The 11939-nt window shown below is 70.4% G+C and carries 12 protein-coding genes; 7 read left to right on the forward strand and 5 right to left on the reverse strand.

Features of this window, described 5'->3' with window-relative positions:
- Positions 1 to 159 precede the first annotated feature (159 nt).
- Positions 160 to 2040: a phosphoenolpyruvate carboxykinase (GTP) gene (locus EER34_RS02030; protein ID WP_127472911.1), complete on the reverse strand. Its 1881-nt coding sequence runs from the start codon at positions 2038 to 2040 to the stop codon at positions 160 to 162.
- A gap of 124 nt (positions 2041 to 2164) precedes the next feature.
- Between EER34_RS02030 and EER34_RS02035 the strand changes: the two genes are divergently transcribed.
- From EER34_RS02035 to EER34_RS02055, 5 genes are all read left to right on the forward strand, one after another.
- A complete protein-coding gene (locus EER34_RS02035; protein ID WP_127472912.1) occupies positions 2165 to 3601 on the forward strand; it encodes an XRE family transcriptional regulator in 1437 nt (478 codons plus the stop codon).
- Between the two features lie 73 nt (positions 3602 to 3674).
- Positions 3675 to 4331 (forward strand): YqaJ viral recombinase family protein, encoded by a 657-nt coding sequence (locus EER34_RS02040; protein WP_127472913.1) that lies wholly within the window; start codon positions 3675 to 3677, stop codon positions 4329 to 4331.
- Between the two features lie 176 nt (positions 4332 to 4507).
- Entirely contained in the window at positions 4508 to 6232 is a 1725-nt protein-coding gene (locus tag EER34_RS02045) for an MDR family MFS transporter (protein ID WP_127472914.1), read from the forward strand.
- Positions 6233 to 6243: 11 nt separating this feature from the next.
- Positions 6244 to 6702 carry a MarR family winged helix-turn-helix transcriptional regulator gene (locus EER34_RS02050; RefSeq protein ID WP_205791321.1) on the forward strand — a complete coding sequence of 153 codons (459 nt, stop codon included), beginning with the start codon at positions 6244 to 6246 and terminating at the stop codon, positions 6700 to 6702.
- 195 nt (positions 6703 to 6897) lie between these two features.
- Positions 6898 to 7929, forward strand: a complete 1032-nt coding sequence (locus tag EER34_RS02055) for an NADP-dependent oxidoreductase (protein WP_127472915.1) — start codon at positions 6898 to 6900, stop codon at positions 7927 to 7929.
- A gap of 77 nt (positions 7930 to 8006) precedes the next feature.
- On the opposite strand, the gene EER34_RS02060 is transcribed toward EER34_RS02055, so the two are convergent.
- Positions 8007 to 8906, reverse strand: a complete 900-nt coding sequence (locus tag EER34_RS02060; protein ID WP_164743418.1) for a LysR family transcriptional regulator ArgP — start codon at positions 8904 to 8906, stop codon at positions 8007 to 8009.
- 71 nt (positions 8907 to 8977) lie between these two features.
- Here EER34_RS02060 and EER34_RS02065 point away from each other — a divergent pair, with 71 nt between their 5' ends.
- The gene (locus EER34_RS02065) at positions 8978 to 9634 is read left to right on the forward strand and encodes a LysE/ArgO family amino acid transporter (RefSeq protein ID WP_127472917.1); all 657 of its coding nucleotides are present in this window, start codon (positions 8978 to 8980) and stop codon (positions 9632 to 9634) included.
- Positions 9635 to 9637: 3 nt separating this feature from the next.
- On the opposite strand, the gene EER34_RS02070 is transcribed toward EER34_RS02065, so the two are convergent.
- Complete coding sequence (locus EER34_RS02070) at positions 9638 to 9991, reverse strand: iron chaperone (RefSeq protein WP_127472918.1); 354 nt, start codon at positions 9989 to 9991, stop codon at positions 9638 to 9640.
- 59 nt (positions 9992 to 10050) lie between these two features.
- Here EER34_RS02070 and EER34_RS02075 point away from each other — a divergent pair, with 59 nt between their 5' ends.
- Positions 10051 to 10326, forward strand: a complete 276-nt coding sequence (locus tag EER34_RS02075; RefSeq protein WP_127472919.1) for an acylphosphatase — start codon at positions 10051 to 10053, stop codon at positions 10324 to 10326.
- Positions 10327 to 10334: 8 nt separating this feature from the next.
- On the opposite strand, the gene EER34_RS02080 is transcribed toward EER34_RS02075, so the two are convergent.
- Both EER34_RS02080 and EER34_RS02085 read right to left on the reverse strand, forming a co-directional pair.
- Positions 10335 to 11153: an amino acid ABC transporter ATP-binding protein gene (locus EER34_RS02080; RefSeq protein ID WP_127472920.1), complete on the reverse strand. Its 819-nt coding sequence runs from the start codon at positions 11151 to 11153 to the stop codon at positions 10335 to 10337.
- Positions 11140 to 11871, reverse strand: coding sequence for an amino acid ABC transporter permease (locus EER34_RS02085; RefSeq protein WP_127472921.1), 732 nt, complete (start codon positions 11869 to 11871; stop codon positions 11140 to 11142). Before EER34_RS02085 ends, EER34_RS02080 begins: the two co-directional genes overlap by 14 nt.
- Between the last annotated feature and the right edge of the window lie 68 nt (positions 11872 to 11939).

Genomic DNA, 11939 nt, shown 5'->3' on the forward strand with positions numbered 1-11939 from the left:
CCGCCGCACAGGCGGAGTTGCAGCACACCCGGCGACGCACGGAACGACGGATGCCCCGGCCCGCCGCTCAGGCGCAGTTGCAGCACACCCGGCGACGCACGGAACGACGGATGCCCCGGCCCGCCGCACAGCGCGGGTCCGGGGCATCCGCCGAAGACGTCAGGCGCGCTGCAGGCGGTACCTCAGCGCGGCCAGCTCCGCCCACAGCGGCGCCGGAACGCGGCCGTCGAACGTGCGGTAGAACTCCTCGGTGAGATCGGCCTCACGCAGCCACGAGGCCGGGTCGATCGCGAACAGCTCGTCGAGGTCGGCCTGCGGCACCTCGATGCCGTCGAGGTCGAGGTCCTCCGTGCGCGGCAGACGCCCGATCGGGCTCTCGACGGCACCCACCTCGTTGTCGAGGCGTCGGATGATCCAGTCGATCACGCGCGAGTTGTCGCCGAAGCCGGGCCACAGGAAGCGGCCGTCCGAGCCCTTGCGGAACCAGTTCACCTGGAAGACCCGGGGCGCGCGGTCGAAGCGCAGCCTCTGACCGACCTTGAGCCAGTGCCCGAAGTAGTCGGCCATGTTGTAGCCGCAGAACGGGAGCATCGCGAACGGGTCGCGGCGCAGCTCGCCGACGGTGCCCTCGGCGGCGGCGGTGCGCTCGGACGAGATGTTCGAGCCCATGAAGACGCCGTGCGTCCAGTCCGTCGCCTCGACGACGAGCGGCACGTTCGTGGCGCGGCGTCCGCCGAACAGGATCGCGTCGAGCGGCACGCCCTGCGGGGCATCCCAGTCCTCGGCGATCTGCGGGCACTGATCGGCACGCACGGTGAAGCGCGAGTTCGGGTGCGCGGCAGGACGACCGGATGCCGGGGTCCACGGCTTGCCCTCCCAGTCGGTGAGCTCTGCCGGCGGCTCGTCCGTGAGGCCTTCCCACCAGACGTCGCCGTCGGGACGGAGCGCGACGTTCGTGAAGATCGTGTTGCCCCACAGCGTCTCGACCGCCGTGACGTTCGTGGACTCTCCGGTGCCGGGTGCGACGCCGAAGAAGCCGGCCTCGGGGTTGATGGCCCAGAGGCGGCCGTCGTCGCCGGGGCGCAGCCACGCGATGTCGTCGCCGAGCGTCTCGACGCGCCAGCCGGGGATCGTGGGGCGCAGCATCGCGAGGTTCGTCTTGCCGCAGGCCGACGGGAACGCCGCGGCCAGGTGGTACGCGCGTCCGGCCGGGTCGATGACGCGGATGAGGAGCATGTGCTCGGCGAGCCAGCCCTCGTTGCGGCCGATCACCGACGCGATGCGCAGGGCGAAGCACTTCTTTGCGAGGATCGCGTTGCCGCCGTAGCCGGAGCCGAAAGACCAGACCTCGAGGGTCTCGGGGAAATGCACGATGTACTTCTCGTCGTTGCAGGGCCAGGCGACGTCCTGCTCGCCCGGCTCGAGCGGAGCACCGACGGAGTGGACCGTCTTGACCCACGGCGCCCCGCCGGCGATCTCGCGCAGCACGTCGGTGCCGACGCGGGTCATGATCTCGATCGAGGCGACGGCGTACGCGCTGTCGGTGACCTGCACGCCGATGTGCGAGAGCGGTCCGCCGACAGGTCCCATGGAGAAGGGGACGACGTACATCGTGCGACCCCTCATCGACCCCTCGAACAGGGGGGTGATCGTCGCGCGGATCTCGTCGGGGGCGAGCCAGTTGTTGGTCGGTCCCGCGTCCTCCTCGCGCTCGGAGGCGATGAAGGTGCGTCCCTCGGTGCGGGCGACGTCGCTCGGGTGCGAGCGGGCGAGGTAGGACCCGGGCCGCCACTCGGGGTTGAGCTTGATGAGCTTGCCCTCGTCGACCATGTCGCGAAGGAGCGCGTCGTTCTCGGCGCGGGTGCCCTCGACCCAGTGGATGCGGTCCGGCTGCGTGAGCGCGGCGATCTCGCCGACCCATGCCACGAGCTCGGCCATCCCGGCGCCCTGGATGGCAGGACGGTCCCCGTAGGTGCGCGTCACCGCCGGCCGCGCGGGGGCAGAGCCTTCGGGGCGGGTGAAGATGTCGGCAAGGGCCATGGTGGTCGCTCCTCCTCGATTCGACGTTCAGATCTGTGGTCTTCCTCCACTTTCGTCGCCAACGGCCGCCTCTTCCGTACAATCGGGGCGTCAAGAGTTGCGATTCTTTCGCTATCCTCAAGGAATGCCGCCTACGCCGTTGGAACTGTCCACGCTCGGACACCGCATCCGTCACCAGCGCATCTCGCACGGGTACACGCTGGACGAGCTCGGCGAGCTGGTCGGGGTCGCAGGCAGCCAGCTGAGCCTCATCGAGAACGGCAAGCGCGAGCCGAAGCTGTCGCTGCTGCAGGCGATCGCCACCGCCACGGGAGTCGAGGTCGCCCACCTCCTGTCGGCCGAGCCCCCGAACCGGCGCGCGGCGCTCGAGATCGAGCTCGAGCGCGCCCAGGCGAGCTCGGTTTTCCGCCAGCTCGGGATCGCGCCCGTCAAGGTCACGAAGGGGATGGCCGACGACACCCTCGAGTCGATCCTGGGTCTGCACCGCGAACTCCAGCGCCGCGAGCGCGAGGCGATCGCCACACCGGAGGAGGCGCGGCGCGCCAACACCGAGCTGCGGCTGAAGATGCGCGCGCTCGACAACTACCTGCCCGACATCGAGCGACTCGCCGAGAAGCAGCTCAAGGCCGCCGGCCACGTGTCAGGAGCGCTCACGCACCGCACCGTGAGCATCATGGCGGAGCGGCTCGGCTTCGAGCTGATCTACGTGAGCGACCTCCCCCATTCGGCCCGCTCGGTCACCGACCTCGAGAACGGCCGCATCTATCTCCCGCCGGCATCGATCCCCGGCGGTCACGGCCTCCGGTCGATGGCCCTGCAGGCCATGGCGCACCGCCTGCTCGGGCACAAGCGTCCGACCGACTACGCCGACTTCCTGCAGCAGCGCCTCGAGATCAACTACTACGCGGCCTGCTGCCTCATGCCCGAGACCGCGTCGGTGGCGTTCCTCCAGCAGGCGAAGAAGGACCGCAACCTCGCCGTCGAGGATTTCCGCGACGCGTTCGGCACGACCCACGAGTCGGCCGGCATGCGCCTGACGAACCTTGCGACGCGGCATCTCGGCATCCCGCTGCACTTCCTCCGCGTCGACGGCTCCGGCGCCATCACCCGCGTCTACGAGAACGACGACCTGCCGCTCCCGATGGACGTCACCGGCGCGGTCGACGGCCAGATCGCGTGCCGCAGATTCTCGGCCCGATCGGCGTTCTCGGAGCAGAACCGCACGACCGAGCACTACCAGTACACCGACACCCCGGCGGGCACGTTCTGGTGCTCGACGCAGACCGGCACGACGTCAGAGGGCGAGTTCTCGATCACGGTCGGAGTGCCCTTCGACGACGCCCGCTGGTTCCGCGGGCGAGAGACCCAGAAGCGCGCGACCTCGACCTGCCCCGACGAGTCGTGCTGCCGCCGGGCCCCGTCCGAGGTGACGGCACGGTGGTCGGGCAAGGCGTGGCCGAGCGCGCGCGTGCACATGCAGATGTTCTCGCCGCTCCCCCGCGGCGCGTTCCCGGGGGTCGACGACAACGAGGTGTACGCGTTCCTCGACCGCCACGCCTGAGAACGGACGCGGGATGCCTCGGCCAGGCGGGTCGCGGCCGATGCATGTCCTCGCGGCGGCGTAACCTCGGAAGGTGACTCCCGAACTCGCCGCCCGCATCGTCGCGGACTCCCGCGACCGGGTGGCCTGGGTGCGGGCGCGCTCGCGCGGGATCACGGCGACGGATGTCGCGACCCTCACCTCCGAGAACGCGATCGCCCGCGCGGCCGACGCGAAGCTCATGGGCTCGGGCTTCTCGGGCAACGCCTACACCGCCCATGGCCGCGCACGCGAGCCCGAGATCGCCGCGTGGGTCGCGGCGACGCACGGCATCGAGCCATCCTCGGCACTGTTCCACGCCGTGGTCGAGAAGCGCCACCTCGCGACCCCCGACGGCATCGCGGTCGACGTCGGCGGCCGCGTCACCCTGTGCGAGATCAAGACGACGAACAAGTCGTGGCGGAGCATCCCGCGCTCCTATCTGCGTCAGGTGTGGTGGCAGCAGCACGTGCTCGGCGCCGAGCGGACGCTCGTCGCGTGGGAGCAGCACGACGCCTTCGTGCCCGTCGGCGACGAGCCGCGCTGCGCGTGGGTCGAGCGCGACGACGCCGAGATCGCCAAGCTGGTGCGTCTCGCCACCGCTCTCATCGACGAGCTGTACCACCGCACGACGAAGGGCCGGCCTGCCGAGCGGATGCCGCAGCCTCCGGCGCCCCGCCAGCCCTTCCGCGCGCTCGCCCTCGCCGACTGACCCGTCGCCCCGCCCTGGCGGACGCCTCATCGGCGACGCCGGGCCGCAGCGCGGGGAATAGTTGATCCATGTCAACGATTGGGTATATAGTTGACCTACTTCAACTGTTGACCTGAGTCAACTGATCCTCGCGCCAACGTCGCCGCATCCCCTCCTCATCTCTCCGAAGGACATTCATGGCTACGTCCACCACGGCGACCGGCACGGTCGCCACTGCAGACGAGAAGCGCCGGCACCGCAAGGTCCTGCAGGCGCTCTCGGGCCTGCTGCTCGGCATGTTCGTCTCGATGCTCGCCTCGACCGTCGTCTCGACCTCGCTGCCGGTCATCGTCCACGACCTCGACGGCGACCAGGCCGCGTTCACGTGGGTCATCACCGCCACGCTGCTGACCACCGCGATCTCGACTCCGATCTGGGGAAAGCTCGCCGATCTGTTCAACCGCAAGCTGCTCATCCAGCTCGCGATCGTGATCTTCGTCCTCGCGACCGCCGCAGCGGGCTTCTCGCAGAACCCCGGCACGCTCATCGCGTTCCGCGCACTGCAGGGCATCGGCGCAGGCGGGCTCGCCGCACTCAGCCAGGTCATCATGGCCGACATCATCAGCCCCCGTGAGCGCGGTCGCTACATGGGCCTCTTCGGCGCCGTCATGGCCGTCGCGACCGTCGGCGGACCTCTGCTCGGCGGCGTCATCACCGACACGCTCGGCTGGCGCTGGAACTTCTTCGTCGCCATCCCGTTCGCCGTGGTCGCCCTGATCATCATGCAGCGCACGCTCCACCTCCCCGCCCGCCCCAAGCAGAAGGCGCGCATCGACTACCTCGGCATCGTCCTGCTCTCGGTGTCGGTCTCCCTCCTGCTGATCTGGGTCACCAACGCGGGCAACTCCTACGACTGGTGGAGCACAGAGACGATCCTCATGGTCGGCGGCGCACTCCTCGGCATCGCGCTGTTCATCGTCACGGAGCTGCGGGCGAAGGAGCCCCTCGTCCCTCTGACCCTGTTCAAGAACCGCACCTTCACCCTCGCGGTGATCGCGTCGATCGCCACCGGCATCGCGATGTTCGGCACCTCGGTCTTCCTCAGTCAGTACATGCAGATGGCGCGCGGCGCGACGCCGACCGAGGCCGGCATCATGACGATTCCGATGATCGCCGGCCTGCTGCTCTCCTCCATCGTCATCGGCGGGCTGATCTCGCGTCACGGCCACTGGAAGCCGTGGCTCATCGTGGGAGGCGTGCTGCTCATCGCCGGTTCGTTCCTGCTGTCGACGATCCACTACGACACCAACTTCGCGCTGGTCTCGCTCTACATGTTCCTGCTCGGTGCGGGTGTCGGCATGACGATGCAGAACCTCGTCCTCATCGTGCAGAACACCGCCAATCCGTCGGAGATGGGCGTCGCGAGCTCGGGGGTCACGTTCTTCCGCAGCCTCGGCGGCACGATCGGCGTCTCGGTCATGGGCGCAGCGCTCGCCTCGTCGGCGACCACGCTGTTCGGCGACCGCAAGGCCGACATCGGCGCGGCGCTCGCCAAGCTCGGCGAGCAGGGAGCGGCGATCGGCCAGCAACTGCAGTCGGGCACCATCCCCCAGGTCTCGGCACTGCCCGAAGGCATCCGGGTCATCATCGAGGACATCTACGCGCAGGCCATCGCGCACTCGTTCCTGATCGCCGTGCCGGTCGCGGTCGTCAGCCTCATCGCGATCCTGTTCCTGCCGAACATCCCGCTCACCCGCATGACCACGAGCGAGCGCGTCGCGGCGAGCGAGGCCGACCTCGCCACCGTCTCGGTCAGCGAGGGCATGGCGGTCCTCGAGGCGACCGGCACCGTGCCGACGACGGATGCCGCGGACGCGGACTCCGCCGCCGCGCGGGACGAGGCATCCACCCCCTCCCGCTAGTGTCGATCCCGATGATCTCCGACGACACCCCCGAGGCGCGTACCGAGGCGGTGCGCGCCCTGGAGGCGGAGTTCGGCGAGCTGATCAACCGATTCCGGCGGATCATCACGGAGAACGCGCACCGCGTGAGCCCCGGGATGCTGCCGGGCGCGTACAAGGTCTTCACCACGATCGTGCGCCGGGAGTCGGTCACCCTCTCGACGCTCGCTGAGGCGCTGATGTCCGACAAGGGGCAGATCAGCCGCACGGTGCGCGAACTCGAGCAGCTCGGGCTCGTCGAACGCACTCCCGACCCCGACGACGGGCGGTCCAGCCTGCTGTCGCCGACGGCGTTCGGCCTGGAACGGCTGGCGCAGGCGCGGGAGCCTCAGGAGGCCACGCTGATCCACGCTCTGGCGGAGTGGCCGATCGACGACATCCGCAATCTGTCGCGTCTGCTGCATGCGCTCACCGCCGGCGAATCGCCGTAGGAGAGTCGCGACGCGGAAGGCCCCCGGGACCGGTTCCCGGGGGCCTTCCGCCGTTTCGGGGCTGATTCGGGCGGATCCGGGATTCTCGACCCGGTAGCACCCGCGTAACACGGGCGAGACAATCGCGGGGTTGACTGGCCTCATCGGGGGCAACGAGTGCCGTCGGTGCAGACGCGCAAGCGGAAGGAGCGACCGATGAGATTCCGGCCGCTGCGATCAGCCCCCGCCCCCGACACCGAGCGCGTGACGGTGGTCGACCCGCCCGCCACGATGGACGCCGTCGTGTTCCCCGCCGCCGGCGGTCCCGAAGCCCTGCGAACGGCATCGGTCCCCGTCCCTTCGCCCGTGATCAGCGAGCTGCTCGTGCGCGTCGTGGCGGCGGGCGTGAACCCGATCGACGCGAAGACCCGCTCCGGGGCGGGCGTCTCGGGCCAGATCCCGGCGTTCCCCTCCACCCTCGGGTTCGACTTCAGCGGGATCGTCGTGAAGAGCCCCTACGACTCGCACCCGTTCGCACCGGGCACGCCGGTGTTCGGCATGGCGGCCTTCCCCCGTTCGGGCGGCACCTATGCCGAGTACGCCGTCGTCCCCTCGCTCTCTGTGGCGCGCAAGCCCGCGTCGCTCTCGCACGTCGAGGCCGCCGGCGTGCCGCTCGCGGCGCTGACGGCGTGGGGCCTCGTGGTCGAGACGGCGCACGCGCACGAGGGCCAGCGCATCCTCATCCACGCCGGCAGCGGCGGGGTCGGCCACTTCGCCGTGCAGTTCGCCGCCTACTTCGGGGCGCACGTCACCGTGACGGCATCCGCACGGAACGCCTCGTGGCTGCGCGAGCTCGGCGCGGCCGTGGTCATCGATTACACGACCACGCGCTTCGAGGAGGTGATCGCGGACGTCGATGTGGTCATCGACCTCGTCGGCAACCTGCAGGACCGCATCGGCGGCCGCTCGCTGAGCGTGCTGCGCCCCGGCGGGCTCTACATCGTGGTGCCCACCGGGTCATGGCCGGGGTACGCGGAGGCGGCGGCCGCGGCGGGCGTCCGCGCCACGAACTACAAGGTCATCCCCGACGGCGGGGCGCTGGCGACCGTCGGGCGGCTGCTCGACTCCGGCGCCGTGCAGGTCTACATCGACCGGGTGTTCGACCTGGGCGATGCCGCGGCGGCGCATCGCATGCTCGAGGAGGGCCACACGCGGGGCAAGATCGTGCTCCGCGTCAGCGACGACTGATCGTCCGGGCCGGCGTTCGCGGCGCGTTCCGCACGCGGGCGACGGCCGCCCCGGGGCGCGCCGCACCGACCCGAGCGTCAGCTCGCCGGCGACGGGGTGAGCACCCTGCGGCCCTCCGCGACGATCTCGTCGGCGATCGCGTCGAGCAGCGGCGACCGGAGGTTCCACTGCTGCCAGTGCAGCGGCACGTCGATCGGCGGGCCGCCCAGCAGCACCAGCTCGCCGCGTGCGAGGGCCTCGTGCGACTGGAACCGCGGCAGCAGCGCCCACCCGAGGCCGAGCCGCACCGACGTCGCGAAGTCGCTCGACGCGGGGACGTAGTGCCGGGGCGGCCGCGAGGGATCGACCCCCTGCGAGGCCAGCCATTCGTTCTGCAGGTCGTCCCTGCGGTCGAAGTCCACGAGCGGCGCCGTCTCGAGCGCGGTCGGGAGGTCGCCGTCGAGCGATCGCTCGACGAAGCCCGGAGTCGCGACGGCCTCGTACCTCATCGCTCCCAGGCCGCTGACGCGGCATCCCGCCACCGGCGTCGCGCGCGAGGTGACCGCGCCCATCACGGTGCCCGCCTCGAGCAGTCCGGCGGTGAAGTCCTGATCGTCGCGGTGGAGCTCGAAGACGACCGGATGCCGCTGCGACAGCCGTGCGAGGGGCTGAAGGAACCACGTGGCGAGCGAGTCGGCGTTCACCGCGAGCGGCACCGACGTGCGGGTCCGGTCGTCGGGATCGGCTCCCAGCTCGGCGAGCGTGTCGTGCTCGAGCAGGGCGGCCTGGCGTGCGAGCCGGATCACCGCCGCGCCGGCCTCCGTCGCCCGGACCGGCTTGGACCGCACGAGCACGACCCGCCCGAGCTGCTCCTCGAGCGCCTTGATGCGCTGGCTGACCGCGGACGGAGTGATGTGCAGACGGCGGGCTGCGGCATCCAGCGTGCCTTCGTCCACGACGACGGCCACGGTCTCGGCGAGTTCGAACGGAATGCGCATCAACAGTCAGGCTAATGCACCTGAAGAATGATGAGCTGGACTGAATCAGATGTCGCGCCTACCGTCGAAGGGTGCTCCCCACTCTCCTCGCCGGTCTCGGCCTCGGCTTCTCGCTGATCATCGCGATCGGCGCGCAGAACCTGTTCGTGCTGCGCCAGGGCTTGCGCAGGGAGCACGTCTTCGTGGTCGCGGCGATCTGCGCGGCATCCGATGCGGTCCTCATCGCCCTCGGCGTCTCGGGCATCGGATTCGTGCTGCAGGCCGTGCCGTGGCTCGTCGACGTCGTCCGCTGGGCCGGCGCCGCCTTCCTCGTCGTGTACGGGCTCCTCGCGGCGCGGCGCGCGTGGCGCCCGTCCGACCAGGCGCTCACGGTGACGGATGCCGCGTCCCCCGGCTCCGCCGGCGCCACGACGCCGGGGGCCGCCACCACGACCCGCACGCGCCTTCTGCCGGTGGTGCTGGCCTGCCTCGCGCTGACGTGGCTGAACCCTCACGTGTACCTCGACACGGTCTTCCTGCTGGGAACGGTCGCCAGCACCCACGGAGACCAGCGCTGGATCTTCGCCGCAGGCGCGATGGCGGCCAGCGTCATCTGGTTCTTCGGCCTGGCGTTCGGCGCGCGCTACCTCGGCCGGTGGCTCTCCACGCCCCGCGCCTGGCGGATCCTCGACGCCGTGATCGCCGTCGTGATGATCGGCCTCGGGGTCAGCCTGGTGCTCCCCCACTGACGTTCAGCCCTCGATCTGCACCCTGCGGGCGTTCACGAGCGCGCGCACGACGTCGTCCGGCAGCGGCTGATCGGGCTGGAAGCGGATGGTGCCCTTGTCGAGCCCGATCCCGGGGTGGTCCGCCAGTGCGTCTGCGACCGCCGACACAGCGGCCGGGCTGAAGGGGTACACGCCGATGTGCTTCTTGGCGCGCATCACCGAGATCAGCGGCTTCCCGCGGTACACGAGCGCCGGCATCCCGTAGCCCAGTCCCTGCTCGGCGTCGGGAACCTCCTGGCGCGCGATCGCGTAGAGGTGCGCGATCGGCTCGCGGTCGGCCGGGTCGAGGTCTGCGAGGAGGTCGTCGACGGTTCCCATGCAGGCATCCTGTCACCCTCCCCTCGCGATCGGCACCCCGGCCACGGCACGATGGAGGCATGAGACGGGTCCACGTGGTCGTGCGCGGCGACGTGCAGGGCGTCGGCTACCGATACACGATGCGAATGGTCGCCCGTGAGGCGGGCGTGACCGGCTGGGTGCGCAACCGCCGCGACGGCACCGTCGAAGCCGAGGTCGAGGGCGACGACGGGCAGGTCGACGAGGTGCTCGCTTGGATGGCCGAGGGTCCGCCCGGTTCGCGGGTCGCCGAGGCGACGGTGACGGATGCCCCGCCCGCCGGCGACCGGTCCTTCGAGGTGCGCCCGACCGGGTAGGCGGCCTACTACTCCTCGAAAGGGCGGAGGATCCGATCGATGAAGCGACGGGTGCGCTCGTGCGTCGGTGCCGTGAACAGGTCCTTCGGAGCACCCCGCTCGAGGATGACGCCGTCGTCGAAGAACAGGACCTCGTCGGCGACCTGCCGGGCGAACGCGAGCTCGTGCGTCACGATGACCATCGTCCAGCCCTCCTCCGCCAGCTCCTTGAGCACGAGCAGCACCTCGCCCACCAGCTCGGAGTCCAGTGCGCTCGTCGGCTCGTCGAACAGCAGCAGCGACGGCTGGAGCGCGAGGGCGCGCACGATCCCGACGCGCTGCTGCTGACCGCCAGACAGCTCGAACGGCAGAGCGTCGCGCTTCTCGGTCAGCCCGACGCGATCGAGCAGCGCCTCCGCCCGGGCGATCGCCTCGGCCTTCGGAACCTTGTGCGCGTGCACCGGACCCTCGATGACGTTCTGGAGCACCGTCCGATGCGGGAACAGGTTGTGGTGCTGGAACACCATCGCCGAGCGGTCACGGAGGGCGATGCGGCCCGCCTTCGAGACCGGCTTCGCGAAGTCGATCTCCGGTCCGCCCTCGAACGCGAGGATCCCTGCCTCCGGGATCTCCAGGCCGTTGAGCGAGCGCAGCACGGTGGTCTTGCCCGACCCGCTCGGTCCGATCAGCGCCACGACCTCGCCGCGACGCACGTCGAAGTCGACGCCGTGGAGCACCGTGTTCGCGCCGAAGCTCTTGGTCAGGCCGCTGACCCGCAGCAGCGGCCGGTCATCGCCCGGAGTGGGCGGGGCGAGAGCGTCGTCGCCGGGGGCGTCAGTGGGCGACATAGCGGTCGAGCCTCCGTTCGATCGCACTCTGCCCGGCCGAGAGCACGAGGCAGAAGAGCCAGTAGATGAGCGCGGCCTCGAGGTAGATCGCCAGGAACTCGAAGGTGAATGCGGCGATCTGCTGGGCGGTGCGGGTCAGCTCGGTGACGAGGATCACCGACGCGAGCGAGGTGTCCTTCACGAGCGAGATGAAGGTGTTCGACAGCGGCGGCACCGACACCCTCGCGGCCTGCGGGAGCACGATGCGGGTCAGGGTCTGCGTCGGCGAGAAGCCGACCGTGTGCCCGGCCTCCCACTGGCCCTTCGGCACCGAGAGGATGGCCGCCCGGATCACCTCGGCTGCGTAGCCGCCCACGTTGAGGGAGAACGCGATGATCGCCGCCGGCCAGGGGTCGATCACCACCCCGATCGATGGGAGGCCGTAGAAGATCACGAACAGCTGGACGAGGAGCGGCGTTCCGCGGATCACCGACACGTAGAACCGGGCGATGCTCGAGAGCACCGGGTTCGGGGAGAGCCGAAGCAGGGCGACGGCGAGGGCGATCACCAGTCCGAGGGCGAACGACGCCAGCGCGAGCGGGATCGTCGCGGTCAGGCCCGCGAGCAGCAGCGGCCAGAACGAGTCGACGAGCAGCTGCCACACGTCGTCGCCCGAACCGGCGGTCTCCGCCGGCGCCGGCGACAGCACGTGGACGAGCAGCGTCCGAGTGTCAGCCATACACGGTCCTTCCCCGAAGCGGCCGAACATGCCGCCGCCCGCCCCAAACTAGGGCGGGCGGGGCGGGA

Origin of the sequence: Microbacterium sulfonylureivorans (genome assembly GCF_003999995.1) — a bacterium.
Classification (GTDB): domain Bacteria; phylum Actinomycetota; class Actinomycetes; order Actinomycetales; family Microbacteriaceae; genus Microbacterium; species Microbacterium sulfonylureivorans.

What these genes read in the sequence shown, in the direction of transcription:
- EER34_RS02030 (WP_127472911.1), bottom strand. Translation starts at nt 2,040, where the DNA reads ATGGCCCTTGCCGACATCTTCACCCGCCCCGAAGGCTCTGCCCCCGCG.
- EER34_RS02035 (WP_127472912.1), top strand. Translation starts at nt 2,165, where the DNA reads ATGCCGCCTACGCCGTTGGAACTGTCCACGCTCGGACACCGCATCCGT.
- EER34_RS02045 (WP_127472914.1), top strand. Translation starts at nt 4,508, where the DNA reads ATGGCTACGTCCACCACGGCGACCGGCACGGTCGCCACTGCAGACGAG.
- EER34_RS02050 (WP_205791321.1), top strand. Translation starts at nt 6,244, where the DNA reads ATGATCTCCGACGACACCCCCGAGGCGCGTACCGAGGCGGTGCGCGCC.
- EER34_RS02055 (WP_127472915.1), top strand. Translation starts at nt 6,898, where the DNA reads ATGAGATTCCGGCCGCTGCGATCAGCCCCCGCCCCCGACACCGAGCGC.
- EER34_RS02060 (WP_164743418.1), bottom strand. Translation starts at nt 8,906, where the DNA reads ATGCGCATTCCGTTCGAACTCGCCGAGACCGTGGCCGTCGTCGTGGAC.
- EER34_RS02070 (WP_127472918.1), bottom strand. Translation starts at nt 9,991, where the DNA reads ATGGGAACCGTCGACGACCTCCTCGCAGACCTCGACCCGGCCGACCGC.
- EER34_RS02075 (WP_127472919.1), top strand. Translation starts at nt 10,051, where the DNA reads ATGAGACGGGTCCACGTGGTCGTGCGCGGCGACGTGCAGGGCGTCGGC.
- EER34_RS02080 (WP_127472920.1), bottom strand. Translation starts at nt 11,153, where the DNA reads ATGTCGCCCACTGACGCCCCCGGCGACGACGCTCTCGCCCCGCCCACT.
- EER34_RS02085 (WP_127472921.1), bottom strand. Translation starts at nt 11,871, where the DNA reads ATGGCTGACACTCGGACGCTGCTCGTCCACGTGCTGTCGCCGGCGCCG.